The sequence below is a fragment of the Pseudomonas sp. SWRI179 genome, assembly GCF_014268705.1.
Classification (GTDB): Bacteria; Pseudomonadota; Gammaproteobacteria; order Pseudomonadales; family Pseudomonadaceae; genus Aquipseudomonas; species Aquipseudomonas zanjanensis.
This window is the reverse complement of the sequence record NZ_JABWRA010000008.1, coordinates 37,997-53,334: the sequence shown is the minus strand read 5'-3', so window position 1 is coordinate 53,334 and position 15,338 is coordinate 37,997. Positions and strand designations below refer to the sequence as shown.

Annotated in this window: 14 protein-coding genes; 11 read left to right on the top strand and 3 right to left on the bottom strand. The window is 60.3% G+C overall.

What is annotated here, in order from left to right:
- Nucleotides 1–107: 107 nt before the first annotated feature.
- The 3 genes from eno to ispD all read left to right on the top strand — a co-directional run bounded on the left by eno (nucleotide 108) and on the right by ispD (nucleotide 2,551).
- On the top strand, nucleotides 108–1,397 hold the full coding sequence (gene eno, locus HU767_RS06615; protein WP_013692387.1) for a phosphopyruvate hydratase: 1,290 nt from the start codon (nucleotides 108–110) through the stop codon (nucleotides 1,395–1,397).
- 171 nt (nucleotides 1,398–1,568) lie between these two features.
- Nucleotides 1,569–1,847 carry a cell division protein FtsB gene (gene ftsB / locus HU767_RS06610; RefSeq protein WP_003184873.1) on the top strand — a complete coding sequence of 93 codons (279 nt, stop codon included), beginning with the start codon at nucleotides 1,569–1,571 and terminating at the stop codon, nucleotides 1,845–1,847.
- Nucleotides 1,844–2,551 (top strand): 2-C-methyl-D-erythritol 4-phosphate cytidylyltransferase, encoded by a 708-nt coding sequence (gene ispD / locus HU767_RS06605; protein WP_186728906.1) that lies wholly within the window; start codon nucleotides 1,844–1,846, stop codon nucleotides 2,549–2,551. Before ftsB ends, ispD begins: the two co-directional genes overlap by 4 nt.
- 173 nt (nucleotides 2,552–2,724) lie before the next feature.
- Here the strand turns inward: ispD and HU767_RS06600 are convergent, their stop codons facing one another.
- A complete protein-coding gene (locus HU767_RS06600; protein ID WP_186728904.1) occupies nucleotides 2,725–3,621 on the bottom strand; it encodes a LysR substrate-binding domain-containing protein in 897 nt (298 codons plus the stop codon).
- Nucleotides 3,622–3,728: 107 nt separating this feature from the next.
- Between HU767_RS06600 and HU767_RS06595 the strand changes: the two genes are divergently transcribed.
- The 8 genes from HU767_RS06595 to rpoS all read left to right on the top strand — a co-directional run bounded on the left by HU767_RS06595 (nucleotide 3,729) and on the right by rpoS (nucleotide 10,933).
- Nucleotides 3,729–4,841, top strand: coding sequence for an S-(hydroxymethyl)glutathione dehydrogenase/class III alcohol dehydrogenase (locus HU767_RS06595; RefSeq protein WP_186705510.1), 1,113 nt, complete (start codon nucleotides 3,729–3,731; stop codon nucleotides 4,839–4,841).
- A gap of 83 nt (nucleotides 4,842–4,924) precedes the next feature.
- The gene (gene fghA, locus HU767_RS06590; protein WP_186728902.1) at nucleotides 4,925–5,776 is read left to right on the top strand and encodes an S-formylglutathione hydrolase; all 852 of its coding nucleotides are present in this window, start codon (nucleotides 4,925–4,927) and stop codon (nucleotides 5,774–5,776) included.
- Between the two features lie 43 nt (nucleotides 5,777–5,819).
- A complete protein-coding gene (gene ispF, locus HU767_RS06585) occupies nucleotides 5,820–6,293 on the top strand; it encodes a 2-C-methyl-D-erythritol 2,4-cyclodiphosphate synthase (RefSeq protein WP_186705512.1) in 474 nt (157 codons plus the stop codon).
- Entirely contained in the window at nucleotides 6,290–7,348 is a 1,059-nt protein-coding gene (gene truD, locus HU767_RS06580; RefSeq protein WP_186728900.1) for a tRNA pseudouridine(13) synthase TruD, read from the top strand. Before ispF ends, truD begins: the two co-directional genes overlap by 4 nt.
- A complete protein-coding gene (gene surE, locus HU767_RS06575; RefSeq protein ID WP_186705514.1) occupies nucleotides 7,336–8,085 on the top strand; it encodes a 5'/3'-nucleotidase SurE in 750 nt (249 codons plus the stop codon). The genes truD and surE overlap by 13 nt, the downstream gene beginning before the upstream one ends.
- Nucleotides 8,086–8,126: 41 nt before the next feature.
- Nucleotides 8,127–8,762, top strand: a complete 636-nt coding sequence (locus HU767_RS06570) for a protein-L-isoaspartate(D-aspartate) O-methyltransferase (RefSeq protein WP_170862085.1) — start codon at nucleotides 8,127–8,129, stop codon at nucleotides 8,760–8,762.
- A gap of 211 nt (nucleotides 8,763–8,973) precedes the next feature.
- Nucleotides 8,974–9,819 (top strand): peptidoglycan DD-metalloendopeptidase family protein, encoded by an 846-nt coding sequence (locus tag HU767_RS06565; RefSeq protein WP_186705515.1) that lies wholly within the window; start codon nucleotides 8,974–8,976, stop codon nucleotides 9,817–9,819.
- Nucleotides 9,820–9,925: 106 nt separating this feature from the next.
- Entirely contained in the window at nucleotides 9,926–10,933 is a 1,008-nt protein-coding gene (gene rpoS, locus HU767_RS06560; RefSeq protein WP_003198289.1) for an RNA polymerase sigma factor RpoS, read from the top strand.
- Between the two features lie 1,327 nt (nucleotides 10,934–12,260).
- On the opposite strand, the gene fdxA is transcribed toward rpoS, so the two are convergent.
- Together fdxA and mutS are read right to left on the bottom strand one after the other, a co-directional pair.
- Nucleotides 12,261–12,584 carry a ferredoxin FdxA gene (gene fdxA / locus HU767_RS06555; RefSeq protein ID WP_181289193.1) on the bottom strand — a complete coding sequence of 108 codons (324 nt, stop codon included), beginning with the start codon at nucleotides 12,582–12,584 and terminating at the stop codon, nucleotides 12,261–12,263.
- 142 nt (nucleotides 12,585–12,726) lie between these two features.
- The gene (mutS, locus tag HU767_RS06550) at nucleotides 12,727–15,294 is read right to left on the bottom strand and encodes a DNA mismatch repair protein MutS (protein WP_186705573.1); all 2,568 of its coding nucleotides are present in this window, start codon (nucleotides 15,292–15,294) and stop codon (nucleotides 12,727–12,729) included.
- Nucleotides 15,295–15,338 lie beyond the last annotated feature (44 nt).

The window sequence follows — 15,338 nt, the reverse complement described above, 5'->3', positions numbered from 1 at the left end:
TGCTGTGGCGAGGGAGCTTGCTCCCATTCGGTCTCTTTTGGCTGAATCGCAACTGAGAGCGAGCACGTTTTCTGCAACGTCTAGTCAACTTTGGAGTGTTTACAACAATGGCAAAAATCGTCGACATCAAAGGTCGTGAAGTTCTCGACTCCCGTGGCAACCCCACTGTTGAAGCGGACGTGCTTCTCGACAACGGCATCATCGGCAGCGCATGCGCGCCGTCCGGTGCTTCCACTGGCTCGCGCGAAGCGCTGGAGCTGCGTGATGGCGACAAGAGCCGTTACCTGGGCAAGGGCGTGCTCAAAGCCGTTGCCAACATCAACGGTCCGATCCGCGAACTCTTGCTGGGCAAGGATCCTGCCGACCAGAAAGCCCTCGATCACGCGATGATCAAGCTCGACGGTACCGAGAACAAAGCCACCCTGGGTGCCAACGCAATCCTCGCCGTGTCCCTGGCCGCCGCCAAGGCCGCCGCCCAGGACCAGGACCTGCCGCTGTACGCCCACATCGCCAACCTCAACGGTACCCCAGGTGTCTATTCGATGCCGGTGCCGATGATGAACATCATCAACGGCGGCGAGCATGCCGATAACAACGTCGACATCCAGGAATTCATGGTGCAGCCGGTTGGCGCCAAGACCTTCTCCGAAGGCCTGCGCATGGGCACCGAGATTTTCCATCACCTCAAGGCCGTGCTGAAAGCCCGTGGCCTGAGCACCGCCGTTGGCGACGAAGGCGGTTTCGCACCGAATCTGGCGTCCAACGAAGACGCGCTGAAAGTGATCTCCGAAGCCGTGGCCAACGCTGGCTACAAGCTGGGCACCGACGTCACCCTGGCCCTGGACTGCGCCGCCAGTGAGTTCTACGAAGACGGCAAGTACAACCTGTCCGGCGAAGGCCAGGTGTTCACCGCCGAAGGTTTCGCCGACTACCTCAAGGGCCTGACCGAACGCTACCCGATCATCTCCATCGAAGACGGCCTGGACGAGTCCGACTGGGCCGGCTGGAAAATCCTCACCGACAAGATCGGCGAGAAAACCCAGCTGGTGGGTGACGACCTGTTCGTGACCAACACCAAGATCCTGAAAGAAGGCATCGACAAGAAGATCGCCAACTCGATCCTGATCAAGTTCAACCAGATCGGCACCCTGACCGAAACCCTGGAAGCCATCCAGATGGCCAAGGCTGCCGGCTACACCGCCGTGATCTCCCACCGCTCCGGTGAAACCGAAGATTCGACCATTGCCGACCTGGCCGTGGGCACCGCGGCAGGCCAGATCAAGACCGGTTCGCTGTGCCGCTCCGACCGCGTTTCCAAGTACAACCAACTGCTGCGTATCGAAGAGCAGTTGAATGGCAAGGCCAAGTACAACGGTCGCGCCGAGTTTCGCGGTTAAGCGGTAAATGGTAAAAAGACAGCGGGTTAGGTCGTAAAGGTCGCCATGACGGCGGTTTTGCCTCTAACCTGATGCCTTATCAAGCACAAGCCTGGGTTCTCCAGGCTTCGTGCTATCAGACGCTTCAAAGTTTGGCATGGCGGTCTTTTTTCACTGGATACCTGATATTCGATGCGCAGTCCCAATTGGTTGTTTCTTGTCTTGCTCCTGTTGCTGGCCGGCCTGCAGTACCGCCTGTGGGTGGGTAATGGCAGCCTGGCGCAAGTGGCCGACCTGACTCAGCAAATTGCCGATCAACACGCTGAGAACGAGGCGTTGCTGGAACGTAATCGGGTGATGGACGCCGAAGTGACCGAGTTGAAAAAAGGCATGGAGACCGTTGAAGAGCGGGCTCGCCATGAATTGGGCATGGTCAAGGAGGGCGAAACCCTCTACCAGTTGGCCCAATGAGCATTCGTCTACCGGCCTTCTGGGCCGTGATTCCCGCCGCGGGCATTGGTGCCCGGATGGCCGCCGACCGTCCCAAGCAATACCTGCAGTTGGGCGGACGCACAATTCTTGAACACAGCCTCGGCTGTTTCCTCGATCACCCCACCGTCAAGGGTGTGGTGGTCAGCCTTGCCCACGACGATCCTTACTGGCCGACCCTGGCCTGTGCCAACGACACACGCATCCAGCGCGTCGACGGTGGCGAGCAACGTTCGGACTCGGTACTCAATGCCTTGTTGCATCTTCACGAGCAGGGCGCCGATGATTTCGATTGGGTGCTGGTGCACGACGCCGCCCGGCCCAACCTGTCCCGAGACGACTTGGACACATTGCTTAGCGAGTTGGCGAACGACCCGGTGGGCGGCCTGCTGGCCGTCCCGGCGCGCGACACCCTCAAGCGCGTCGACAAGCATGGCCGTGTGCTGGAAACCGTTGATCGCAGCGTGATCTGGCAAGCCTACACGCCGCAGATGTTCCGCCTCGGTGCCTTGCATCGGGCCCTGGCTGACAGCCTGGTGGCGGATGCGGTGATTACCGACGAAGCCTCTGCCATGGAATGGGCGGGGCAGGCGCCTCGGTTGATTGAAGGGCGCTCGGACAACATCAAGGTCACCCGGCCGGAAGACCTGGAGTGGTTGCGTCAGCGGTGGGCGAATCGTCGCTAGTAAATTCCTATCTATGTTCGAACACCGCGTCGCGCCCTTCGCGAGCAAGCCCGCTCCCACAATAGGTCTATGTTGATCATAAGAGTGTGGCCAGACACAGGGTCAATGTGGGAGCGGGCTTGCTCGCGAAGGCGATCATGCAGGCACCGGATAAACTCCGGGCAGAAACTGGCCTAACCCCGATATTCAGGCTGCTCAGCCAACCCCCCCTTCAAATAATCCACCAACTTGCGCACCTTCGGCGATAGGTGCCGCTGCTGCGGATACAGAGCCCACACCGCCGTATTCGGCGGTTGATGCGCCTCCAGCAGCGAGATCAACGCACCGCTGTGCAAATGTTCCAGCACGTAATAGTCCGGCAATTGGCACAAGCCCACCCCTTGCAGCGCCGCGTCGAGCACCGCTTGCCCACTGTTGCAGCGCCAGTTCCCCTGTACTCGCTGGGAAAACTCCCGCCCGTTCTGCTCCAGTTGCCAGATGTCGGAGCTGCCGATCAGGCAATTGTGGCGGCTCAGCTCCGACACGCTATGGGGGCGGCCGTAGCGTTCCAGGTAAGAGGGTGAGGCGCACAAATACATGCGCCTTGGTGCCAGGCGCGTGGCGACCAGGCGCGAGTCCTGCAAGCGGCCAAGGCGAATCGCCAGGTCCAGGCCCTCATGCACCAGATCCAGCGGGCGATTACTCAGCTCGATGTCGACCCGCAGCTGCGGATAAAGCCCCATGAATCGCGTCACCAGCGGCACGATAAACCGCTCGCCATAGGCCACGGCACAGGTCATGCGCAGCATGCCCTTGGGCTCACTGGTCAGGTCGCCGACGGCTCGCAGTGCTTCCTCGCGTCCGTCCTGCAGGCGCTGGCAGTGCTGCAAAAAGGTTTGTCCGGCTTCGGTCAGTGTCACGCGGCGGGTACTGCGGTAGAGCAAGCGCGTCTGTAGACGCTCTTCAAGCCGTACGATTTGTCGACTGATATGGGAAGACGACACCCCGAGGCGTTCGGCGGCGGCAGTGAATTGGCTGCATTCGGCCACGGCGACAAACTCGTCGATGCCTTCCCAGCGGTTATCAGACATGCAGGATTATCCCTATACAGCAATAATGTTTTGCTTTTGGCTGGATTATTCATTGTCCGGTGGAGGATTACACTCCCGGTCTTGTTTTTATTTGCTGGAGAATCCGGATGATCAAGTCGCGCGCTGCCGTTGCCTTCGAGGCCAAGAAACCCCTGGAAATCGTTGAAGTCGACGTGGCCATGCCCAAGGCGGGCGAAGTGCTGTTGCGCGTGGTGGCTTCCGGTGTTTGCCACACCGACGCCTACACCTTGTCGGGCGCTGACCCGGAAGGGATCTTCCCGTCGATCCTGGGTCATGAAGGCGGCGCCATTGTCGAAGCCATCGGCGAAGGCGTGACCTCGGTGGCGGTGGGTGACCATGTGATCCCGCTGTACACGCCGGAGTGCGGCCAGTGCAAGTTCTGCAAGTCGGGCAAGACCAACCTCTGCCAGGCGATTCGCGCCACCCAGGGCAAAGGCCTGATGCCGGACGGCACCTCGCGCTTTTCCTACAAGGGCGAGACGATTTTCCACTACATGGGCACCTCGACCTTTTCTGAATACACCGTGCTGCCAGAAATCTCCGTCGCCAAGATTCCAAAAGAAGCGCCGCTGGAAAAAGTCTGCCTGCTGGGTTGTGGCGTCACCACCGGCATCGGCGCGGTGCTCAACACTGCCAAAGTCAAGCCGGGTGACACCGTGGCGATCTTCGGCCTGGGCGGCATCGGCCTGTCGGCCGTGATCGGCGCCGTGAAGGCCAAGGCCGCGCGCATCATCGCCATTGACATCAACCCGGCCAAGTTCGAAATCGCCAAGCAACTGGGGGCCACCGATTGCGTCAACCCGAAAGACTTCGACCGTCCGATCCAGGAAGTCATCGTCGACATGACGGACGGCGGCGTGGACTTTTCCTTCGAGTGCATCGGCAATGTCCAGTTGATGCGTGCCGCCCTGGAATGCTGCCACAAAGGTTGGGGCGAGTCGGTGATCATCGGCGTGGCCGGGGCCGGCCAGGAAATCGCCACCCGTCCATTCCAGTTGGTAACCGGGCGCGTCTGGCGCGGTTCGGCCTTTGGCGGCGTGCGTGGTCGCAGCGAGTTGCCAAGCTACGTGGAAATGGCCGGGAAGGGCGAGATCCCGCTGGATACCTTCATCACCCACACCATGGGCCTGGAAGATATCAACAAGGCGTTCGACCTGATGCATGAAGGCAAGAGCATCCGTACCGTCATTCATTTTTAAGGAGCAGCCGCAAGCTTCAAGCCATAAGCTGCAAGTTGGTTCACCGCCCACTTGCAGCTTGAAGCTTGTCGCTTGCAGCTGAAATGCCAATGAACCTCGAAAACATCTCTTGCCAGAAAAGCTTCGGCGGCTGGCACAAGCGTTACCGGCACCGTTCCGACGTGCTCGGTTGTGACATGGTGTTTGCCGTGTACCTGCCGCCGCAAGCGGAGCAGGGCGGCAAGTTGCCGGTGCTGTATTGGCTGTCCGGGCTGACCTGCACCGACGAGAACTTCATGCAAAAGGCTGGCGCCCAGCGCATGGCCGCCGAGCTGGGCCTGATCATTGTCGCGCCGGACACCAGCCCCCGCGGCGCTGACGTGCCCGGCGACCCGGACAATGCCTGGGACTTCGGCCTGGGGGCTGGTTTTTATCTGAACGCCACGCAGGATCCGTGGGCGCGGCACTATCGGATGCATGACTACGTGGTGCAGGAATTGCCGGCGCTGGTCGAAGCGCATTTCCCGGCTTCGGACAAACGCGGCATCAGCGGTCACTCCATGGGCGGCCACGGCGCGCTGGTCTGCGCCTTGCGCAACCCGGGGCGTTACCGTTCGGTGTCGGCCTTTTCGCCGATCAACAACCCGATGGATTGCCCATGGGGCCAGAAGGCTTTCTCCCGTTATCTGGGAGAGGACCGCTCGAAATGGCGGGAATGGGATGCCTGTGCATTGATTGCCGAGGCGCAGGAGAAGCTGCCATTGCTGGTGGACCAGGGCGATCGCGATGATTTCCTGGCCAACCAACTCAAGCCCGAAGCGTTGCAACAGGCGGCCAAATCCGCCGATCATCCGTTGGAGCTGCGCCTGCAACCAGGCTACGACCACAGCTACTTCTTCATCGCCAGCTTCATTGACGACCACTTGCAGCATCATGCGCGCGCTCTAAACGCCTAATGCAGGTAGAATCACGCCCTGACAAAAATCGGGGCGTTTTTTTATGCGTATTGGCCACGGCTACGATGTTCACCGTTTCGCTGAAGGCGACTTCATTACTCTGGGCGGCGTGCGGATCGCACACGGCTTCGGGCTGCTCGCGCATTCTGACGGTGATGTCCTGCTGCACGCCTTGAGCGATGCACTGCTCGGTGCCGCAGCCCTGGGTGACATCGGCAAGCACTTCCCCGACACCGACCCGCAATTCAAGGGTGCCGACAGCCGTGTGCTGTTGCGCCATGTGGTCGCGCTGATCCACGCCAAGGGCTGGAAAGTCGGCAATGTCGATAACACCATCGTGGCCCAGTCCCCAAAAATGGCCCCGCACATCGAGGCGATGCGCCAGTTGATCGCCGAGGATCTTCAAGTTGAGTTGGACCAAGTGAACGTGAAAGCCACCACCACCGAGAAGCTGGGTTTCGTCGGTCGCGAAGAAGGCATTGCCGTCCACTCCGTTGCCTTGTTGCTGCGCCCATGACCGAACTGGAATTGTTGGGGCCGCGGGCCTACGGCGAGTCGTTGGGCAGTGCGGTACTCAAGGCCAGCGCTGAAGATTTCCAGGTCGATGAAGTGCTCGATATCCCGTTGACCGGCGATGGCGAACACTTGTGGATCTGGGTTGAAAAACGCGGCTTGAATACCGAAGAGGCCGCCCGTCGAATCGCCAAGGCCGCCGGCGTGCCGTTGCGCACCGTCAGCTATGCCGGGCTCAAGGACCGTCAGGCCCTGACCCGCCAATGGTTCAGTGTGCAATTGCCAGGCAAGGCCGATCCCGACTTGTCGGCGGCAGAGAACGACACGCTGAAAATCCTCAAGACCGCACGCCATCGGCGCAAGCTGCAACGCGGTGCGCACTCGGCCAATGGCTTTACCTTGCGCCTGACTCAATTCAAGGGCGACGTGGCGGCGATCGACGCGCGGCTGCAACAGATTGTCCGCCAGGGCATCCCCAATTATTTTGGCGCCCAGCGCTTCGGCCATGACGGCGGCAATGTCGTCGATGCCCGTGCCTGGGCCGCGCGCAAGGCGTTGCCGGAACAGCGCAATGTACGCTCGCGGCTGTTATCCACCGCCCGCAGTTTCCTGTTCAACCGGGTGCTGGCGGCGCGGGTCGCCGACGGGACCTGGCAGCGTGCCCAGGTAGGCGACCTGCTCGCCTTTACCGACAGCCGCAGTTTTTTCCCCGCCGGGGAGGCTGAGTGCAGCGATCCGCGCCTGGCGATTCTCGACCTGCACCCGACCGGGCCGCAGTGGGGCGAAGGACCTTCGCCCGCCGCTGGCGTGGTCTTCGAGTTGGAGCAGGCTATCGCCGAAGGCGAAGCGGATTTGCGCGACTGGTTGATAAACGCGGGAATGAGTCACGAACGTCGCATCCTGCGACTGCCCATTGGCGGGCTGTCGTGGCATTATCCCTCGCCTGACATTCTGCAACTGGAATTCGTCCTGCCGGCCGGATGTTTCGCCACTGTCTTGGTGCGCGAACTCGTCGATCTGGTGCCGGTGGGGCAGACGGACAGCCCATGCGTATTCTGATTTCTAACGACGACGGGGTGACAGCACCCGGTCTTGCCGCGCTTTATGCTGCGCTGGCGGATTTTGCCGAGTGCGTGGTCATCGCCCCGGACCAGGACAAAAGCGGCGCCAGCAGCTCGCTGACGCTCGACCGTCCTTTGCATCCCTGCTATCTGGACAACGGCTTCATCAGCCTCAACGGCACCCCAACCGATTGCGTGCACCTGGGCCTCAATGGCTTGCTGGAGCGTGAGCCGGACATGGTGGCCTCGGGGATCAACCTGGGGGCCAACCTGGGGGATGACGTGTTGTATTCCGGCACGGTTGCCGCTGCCCTGGAAGGTCGCTTCCTGGAAAAGCCGTCGTTCGCCTTTTCGTTCGTTTCCCGGCAGGTCGATAACTTGCCGACCGCGGCCTACTTCGCCCGTAAACTGGTCGAAGCCCATGGCGAGTTGGACTTGCCGCCACGCACGGTACTGAACGTGAACATCCCCAACCTGCCGCTCGATCACATCCGTGGCATCCAACTCACGCGCCTGGGCCATCGTGCCCGCGCCGCCAAACCGATGCACGTCGTCGACCCGCGCGGCAAGGCCGGTTACTGGATCGCCGCCGCCGGTGATGCCGAGGATGGCGGGCCGGGTACTGATTTCCATGCGGTGATGCAAGGTTATGTCTCGATCACGCCGTTGCAACTCGATCGTACCTTCAACGATGCCTTCCGAAGTCTCGATGGCTGGCTGGAGGGGCTGCGCTGATGGCTCGTGAGCAAGACGATATGCTGCGCCGTGGAATCGGCATGACCTCCCAGCGCACCCGTGAACGACTGATCCAGCGTCTCTACGAAGAAGGCTTGTCCAACGCCCAAGTGTTGGAGGTGATCCGCCGCACGCCGCGGCATCTGTTCGTCGATGAAGCCCTGGCCCATCGCGCCTATGAAGACACGGCGTTGCCGATTGGCCACAACCAGACCATTTCCCAGCCGTACATGGTGGCCCGCATGAGCGAGTTGCTGCTGGAGGCGGGACCGCTGGACAAGGTGATGGAGATCGGCACCGGTTCGGGTTACCAGACGGCGGTGTTGTCGCAACTGGTCGAGCGGGTGTTTTCCGTGGAGCGGATCAAGGTCCTGCAGGATCGCGCCAAGGAACGCCTAGTGGAGCTGAACCTGCGCAACGTGGTGTTTCGTTGGGGCGATGGCTGGGAAGGTTGGCCGGCCTTGGCGCCCTACAACGGCATCATCGTCACCGCCGTGGCCACCGACGTGCCTCAAGCCCTGTTGGATCAGCTCGCCCCCGGTGGACGGCTGGTCATCCCGGTGGGTGCCGGCGAGGTTCAGCAACTGATGCTGATCGTGCGCGAGGAACACGGTTTTTCGCGACACGTCCTGGGGGCGGTTCGGTTTGTGCCGTTACTCAATGGGCCGTTGGCCTGAGCATTTATATACAGACGCTGAATTCCGTGGCCACGCCTGTGTCTTACAGCGGGATCGATTCGCTGAACAGAGCCCAATGGCGTCGAGCAAACGTGTGCGGTGGTGAGTTGCGCTTCATTAATAGAGGCGCAGTCGTCGCCAGCTATATTTGTATGAACGCTGCCTGGACAGGCAGCCTCCAATTTTTCAGCCACCACAAAGGGAGCGGCGGGTGAGTCTCACAGTCATTGCGCAGCGTATGGGTATCACGAGCTTTCAGCGCCTGGTGACTGGCCTTGTCTTGAGCACTTTGCTGGTCGGTTGTTCCAGTACGCCGTCGAGCAATGTCCGGGTTGTCGATCGCAACAGCGCAACACCTCAACGTCCTACGGTAACGACCGGCCAATATGTAGTCCGTCGCGGCGATACGCTGTTCTCCATCGCTTTTCGCTACGGCTGGGACTACAAGGCCCTCGCGGCACGGAACAACATTCCTGCGCCTTATACGATTCACCCCGGTCAGACGATTCGTTTCGATGGCCGTAGCGGTTCAACGCCTACCGCGGTGGTGACGCAGTCGGGTTCGACGCCTTCGTCGTCGAGCAAAACCACGGTCATCCGCCGGCCAGCGGGGGCTGGAACGGCTGTAGTACCGTCCGTCGCGAGCAAACCGACCCCTGCTCCGATGCCTCCCGCGGGCCCCGCCCCGACAGGCTGGGGATGGCCTTCTAATGGCGTTCTCATTGGAAAATTCTCTTCAAACGGTAGTTTGAATAAAGGAATTGATATCGCCGGGGATTTGGGACAGCCTGTTTTAGCTGCGTCTGATGGCACGGTTGTGTACGCCGGGAGTGGTTTGAGGGGCTACGGCGAACTCGTCATCATCAAACACAGCGATACCTACGTCAGTGCCTACGGTCACAACCGCAGGCTGTTGGTTCGGGAGGGGCAGCAGGTCAAGGTCGGACAGACAATTGCCGAAATGGGATCAACGGGAACAGACCGGGTGAAACTGCATTTTGAGATTCGCCGGCAAGGTAAACCAGTCGATCCGCTGCAATTCCTGCCACGTCGTTGATTTGATTGTCAGCCTGTTCCGTCACGTAGAGGGAACAGGCTCCAGCGTTGCCAAGGATAAAGGCGTCGCTCGAGCTTGAGGTCGAACTCACCAAAGGACTATAACAATGGCTCTCAGTAAAGAAGTGCCGGAGTTTGACATCGACGATGAGGTTCTCCTTATGGAGACCGGCATCGCTATGGATTCGATGTCGAATGATGAAGGGGCGACTCCACCTTCCGTTCGTGCCAAATCCAAACACTCCGCTTCACTTAAACAACATAAGTACATCGATTACACCCGGGCGCTGGACGCCACTCAGCTGTACCTCAACGAAATCGGTTTCTCGCCACTGCTCTCCCCCGAGGAAGAAGTTCATTTTGCGCGGCTGTCGCAAAGTGGTGACCCGGCCGGTCGAAAACGCATGATTGAAAGCAACCTGCGCCTGGTGGTGAAAATCGCCCGACGCTACGTCAATCGAGGGCTTTCGCTGCTGGACCTGATCGAAGAGGGCAACCTGGGCCTGATTCGCGCCGTCGAGAAATTCGACCCTGAGCGCGGCTTCCGTTTCTCGACCTACGCCACCTGGTGGATCCGCCAGACCATCGAACGGGCGATCATGAACCAGACCCGGACGATCCGGTTGCCGATTCATGTGGTCAAGGAACTGAACGTCTACCTGCGGGCCGCCCGTGAGTTGACCCAGAAACTCGATCATGAACCTTCACCTGAGGAAATCGCCAACCTGCTGGAAAAACCGGTGGGTGAGGTCAAGCGCATGCTTGGGCTTAACGAGCGGGTTTCCTCGGTAGACGTTTCCCTGGGGCCGGACTCGGATAAAACCCTGCTGGATACCCTCACGGATGATCGGCCCACTGACCCGTGTGAACTGCTTCAGGATGATGACCTGTCCCAGAGCATCGACCAATGGCTCTCGGAGTTGACCGACAAGCAACGGGAAGTGGTGATTCGCCGCTTTGGCTTGCGGGGGCATGAAAGCAGCACGCTTGAAGATGTCGGGCTGGAAATTGGATTGACGCGTGAGCGGGTCAGGCAGATCCAGGTTGAAGGTCTCAAGCGTTTGCGGGAGATCCTGGAGAAGAACGGCTTGTCGAGTGAGTCGTTGTTTCAATAACACCGAGGTAAGTGCATCAGAAACGCGCCCTTGCTGGCGGTGATGCTGTGCAGTTTGAAAAAGCGGTGCTTCCCAGAAATGGGAAGTGCCGTTTTTTTGGGCTTGGGTTTGGGGGTATATCCGTTTCAAAAACGATGTGGCCTTGTCGCCGACCTGGTTCTTGGTGAGACCGCATTTCCCCTGTGGGAGCGGGCTTGCTCGCGAAGGCGGTGTGTCAGTTTGCAGTGATGTGGAGGTGCCGGTGTCATCGCGAGCAGGCTCGCTCCCACAGGTGATCCAGGTGCCCATGAGTCTCGTGTCTGGCTGCAGGCCTATTGTGGGAGCGAGCCTGCTCGCGAAGACGATGTCACAGTCGATGAAGATGTTGGACGGGCTGGCCTCTTCGCGAGCAAGCCCGCTCCCACAGGTTTTGCGGTGCACATGAATTTTGTGTCCGCTGAAGATCCAGTGTGTGCGAGCTTGCTCGCGATAGCGGTGGCTCAGCCACATAAGTGCCGGCCTATGCCCCGTTTGCTCTTGCTCTTGCTTTGGATCTTGATCTTGATCTGGACGCCCCGTTAAACCACGCTGGCCGAACGCAGGCATTGCGTAGTGGGCATCCCGGCATGGATGCCGGGATAGCCGCGCTGGGCCATGGATGGCCCTTCGCGGCGGCCCACGGAGCAATGCCGGAGTGAGGGCACACCGAGCCTAAGCGAGGTGCCGAGTGGTGGGGCAAAGCGTTTTTGGTTACTTTTGGCTGGTCCGGCTCCCGGCTCTTCCAAAAGTGACCCGCCGTAAGGGCGGAACCCTAAGTGGCCGTTACCGCAGCAACGGATATACACACCACCCCTGACCCCCCCGCTCGTAAAACTATAGAACATCACGACTGGTTCGAATGCTTCTGCATATCTGAAGCATCGTTTCCCCAACCCAGCTCCATTTATAGGTTCAGCTTGTAAGCATTTGCCTAGTGTTGCGTAAGCGATCGGTTTCTCATCGCCAGGACAGACAGCTATAAATCCCGTGATCTTTTTATATTTAACTGATTTATAAGGAAAATTTGTTGATGAATATCGTGTTACAGAGCAAGCCACCTGTATCACCCGCGTTGCACTCGCCTGGGAAGACACTAATATCAGCCCTGTGTCGACGGACAGACACACCCGTCAAGGACGATGGGAACGGAAGGACATCGCAGGATGCGATTCATCAGGACGATGAATAGGATTAAAGGGATTAGGGAAAAAATGTGGGCGGGTCAAACCGCCCCTTTTTTTTGCCTGCGATTTCTTGATCCGAAAAAGCAAAAAGGCCCGCAAGGGGCCTTTTGGTGACGCCGGAAAGATCAGCGCTCGAGGTCTGCGATCTTGCCTGGTTTGCCATCCCACTCTTCAGCGTCCGGCAGGGCGTCTTTCTTCTCGGTGATGTTCGGCCAGATGTCCGCCAGTTCGGCGTTCAGCTCGATGAAATTCTCCATGCCGGTCGGCACTTCGTCTTCCGAGAAAATGGCATTTGCCGGGCATTCCGGTTCACACAGGGCGCAGTCGATGCACTCGTCCGGGTGAATGACCAGGAAATTCGGCCCTTCGTAAAAGCAGTCCACCGGACACACTTCTACGCAGTCGGTGTACTTGCACTTGATGCAGTTGTCGGTGACGACGAAGGTCATTTCTAATTCTCTCCTCAGGCGGCTGTCGCGAAGCCCCTTCACGGCGGGGTCGCGAGGTTTGGGAGCGGTAGTCTGCGAACCAGGCTAATAGTCCGCAGCATCCCAAACCGCGCGAGATTCTAACAGCTTGAAAGCCTGTGCGTTAGATCCGTGTCTTCAATGTATAGAGCAATTCGAGCGCCCGACGCGGAGTCAGGTCGTCCACATCGAGCTTGGCCAGTTCATCGAGCACCGGATGCGGCAGGCTGGCGAACAGGTCGCTTTGCTGTGGCGCGGCCGGTTTGCCTTTGGTCGGGCGTGGTGCTTCGTGGGGCAGGCTGGTGGTTTCCAGGCGGCTCAGGTGCTCGCGGGCACGGCTGATCACTTCGCTCGGCACGCCGGCCAGTTGCGCCACCGCCAAGCCATAGCTCTGGCTGGCCGGGCCGGGCAGCACGTGGTGCAGGAAGACGATGCGCTCGTTGTGCTCGGTGGCGTTGAGGTGGACGTTGGCCACCAGCGGCTGGCTTTCCGGCAACACGGTGAGTTCGAAATAATGGGTGGCGAACAATGTGTAGGCCCGCAGGTGCGCGAGGCGTTCGGCCGCGGCCCAGGCCAGGGACAAGCCGTCGAAGGTGCTGGTGCCGCGGCCGACTTCGTCCATCAGCACCAGGCTGCGTTCGGTGGCGTTGTGCAGGATATTCGCGGTTTCGCTCATTTCCACCATGAATGTCGAGCGCCCACCGGCCAGGTCATCACTGGAGCCGATCCGGGTAAAGATGCGGTCCACCAAGGACAATTCGCAACTGGCCGCCGGGACGAAGCTGCCAATGTGGGCCAGCAGCACGATCAACGCTGTCTGGCGCATGTAGGTGGATTTACCGCCCATGTTCGGACCGGTGATCACCAGCATGCGGGTGTTGTCGTCCAGGCTCAGGTCGTTGGCCACGAACGGCGTGGTCAGGACTTGCTCGACCACGGGATGACGACCCTGGCTGATGCGCATGCATGGTTCGCTGACGAAGCGTGGGCAGTTGAGGTCCAGGTTCAAGGCCCGTTCAGCCAGGTTGCTCAGCACATCCAGTTCCGCCAGGGCGCCGGCGGTGTCCTGCAGGGGCGGCAACTGGCTGATCAGATCCTCGAGCAGCGCTTCGTAGAGCATCTTTTCCCGGGCCAGGGCGCGACTCTTGGCCGACAGCGCCTTGTCTTCAAACGCCTTGAGTTCCGGGGTGATGAAGCGCTCGGCGCCCTTGAGGGTCTGGCGGCGGACGTAGTCGGCCGGGGCTTGCTCGGCCTGCTTGCTTGGCAGTTCGATGAAGTAACCGTGAATTCGGTTGTAGCCGACCTTGAGGTTGGCCAGTCCGGTGCGGGCTTTTTCCCGGGCCTCGAGGTCGATCAGGAACTGGCCGGCGTTCTCGCTCAGCGCTTGCAGCTCGTCGAGTTCGGCGTCGTAGCCGGTTTTCAGCACGCCACCGTCACGGATCACCGCCGGCGGGTTGTCGATAATGGCTTTTTCCAGCAGCGCGGCCAGCTCCGGGTAGGTGCTGGTGGTGCGTGCCAGTTGTTGCAGGTGCGGCGCTTCGAGGTCGGTCATCGCCACCTGCAGTTCAGGCAACGCGCCGAGGGCATCGCGCAAGCGCGCCAAGTCACGGGGACGGGCGTTGCGCAGGCCGATACGGGCGAGGATCCGCTCGATGTCGCCGATTTCCTTGAGCTGCGGTTGCAGCTGCTCGAAGCGATAGCGGTCCAGCAGGCAAGTAATGGATGACTGGCGCGCTGTCAGTACCGTCAGGTCCCGCAGCGGACGGTTCAGCCAGCGGGTCAGCAGGCGGCTGCCCATGGCGGTCTGGCAGCGATCCACCACCGATTGCAAGGTGTTGTCGCGCCCACCGGCCAGGTTGGTGTCCAGCTCCAGGTTGCGTCGGCTCGCGCCGTCCAGCACCACGGTGTCATCCAGGCGCTCGTGACGCAGGCTGCGCAAGTGGGGCAGGGCGGTGCGCTGGGTTTCCTTGGCGTAGGCCAGCAGGCAACCGGCCGCGCCGATGGCCAGGGTCAGGTTCTCGCAACCGAAGCCCTTGAGATCCTGGGTGGAGAACTGCTGGCAGAGACTTTTCAGCGCCGAGTCGCGCTCGAAATCCCACGGCGCCCGCCGACGTACGCCACGGCGTTTTTCCGCTGGCAGGTCTTTGGGCCAGTCATCGGGAATCAACAGCTCTACCGGATTGACCCGCTCAAGCTCCGCCAGCAGGTTTTCCCAGCCCTTGATTTCCAGCACCGAGAAATTGCCACTGGTGATGTCCAGGACCGCCAGGCCGAACAGGCGTTCGTCGCCCAGCACCGCGGCGATCAGGTTGTCCCGGCGTTCATCGAGCAAGGCTTCGTCACTGACGGTACCCGGTGTGATGATCCGCACGACTTGGCGTTCCACAGGCCCTTTGCTGGTGGCCGGGTCACCGACTTGCTCGCAGATCACCACGGATTCGCCGAGCTTGACCAGCTTCGCCAGGTAACCTTCCGCCGCGTGGTAAGGAATCCCACACATCGGTATCGCCATGCCCGCCGATTGCCCACGCGCCGTCAGGGTGATGTCCAATAGCTTGGCGGCTTTCTTCGCGTCCTCGTAGAAGATCTCGTAGAAGTCGCCCATGCGGTAGAACATCAGCTGGTCGGGGTGCTGGTTCTTCAGGCGCCAGTATTGCTGCATCATCGGCGTGTGGGAGGACAAGTCGTTCACGGCGGTATTCATGGGTGTCAGGGAAGCTCGTTGAAAGGTGTGGG

What these genes read in the sequence shown, in the direction of transcription:
- eno (WP_013692387.1), top strand. Translation starts at nt 108, where the DNA reads ATGGCAAAAATCGTCGACATCAAAGGTCGTGAAGTTCTCGACTCCCGT.
- ftsB (WP_003184873.1), top strand. Translation starts at nt 1,569, where the DNA reads ATGCGCAGTCCCAATTGGTTGTTTCTTGTCTTGCTCCTGTTGCTGGCC.
- ispD (WP_186728906.1), top strand. Translation starts at nt 1,844, where the DNA reads ATGAGCATTCGTCTACCGGCCTTCTGGGCCGTGATTCCCGCCGCGGGC.
- HU767_RS06600 (WP_186728904.1), bottom strand. Translation starts at nt 3,621, where the DNA reads ATGTCTGATAACCGCTGGGAAGGCATCGACGAGTTTGTCGCCGTGGCC.
- HU767_RS06595 (WP_186705510.1), top strand. Translation starts at nt 3,729, where the DNA reads ATGATCAAGTCGCGCGCTGCCGTTGCCTTCGAGGCCAAGAAACCCCTG.
- fghA (WP_186728902.1), top strand. Translation starts at nt 4,925, where the DNA reads ATGCCAATGAACCTCGAAAACATCTCTTGCCAGAAAAGCTTCGGCGGC.
- ispF (WP_186705512.1), top strand. Translation starts at nt 5,820, where the DNA reads ATGCGTATTGGCCACGGCTACGATGTTCACCGTTTCGCTGAAGGCGAC.
- truD (WP_186728900.1), top strand. Translation starts at nt 6,290, where the DNA reads ATGACCGAACTGGAATTGTTGGGGCCGCGGGCCTACGGCGAGTCGTTG.
- surE (WP_186705514.1), top strand. Translation starts at nt 7,336, where the DNA reads ATGCGTATTCTGATTTCTAACGACGACGGGGTGACAGCACCCGGTCTT.
- HU767_RS06570 (WP_170862085.1), top strand. Translation starts at nt 8,127, where the DNA reads ATGACCTCCCAGCGCACCCGTGAACGACTGATCCAGCGTCTCTACGAA.
- rpoS (WP_003198289.1), top strand. Translation starts at nt 9,926, where the DNA reads ATGGCTCTCAGTAAAGAAGTGCCGGAGTTTGACATCGACGATGAGGTT.
- fdxA (WP_181289193.1), bottom strand. Translation starts at nt 12,584, where the DNA reads ATGACCTTCGTCGTCACCGACAACTGCATCAAGTGCAAGTACACCGAC.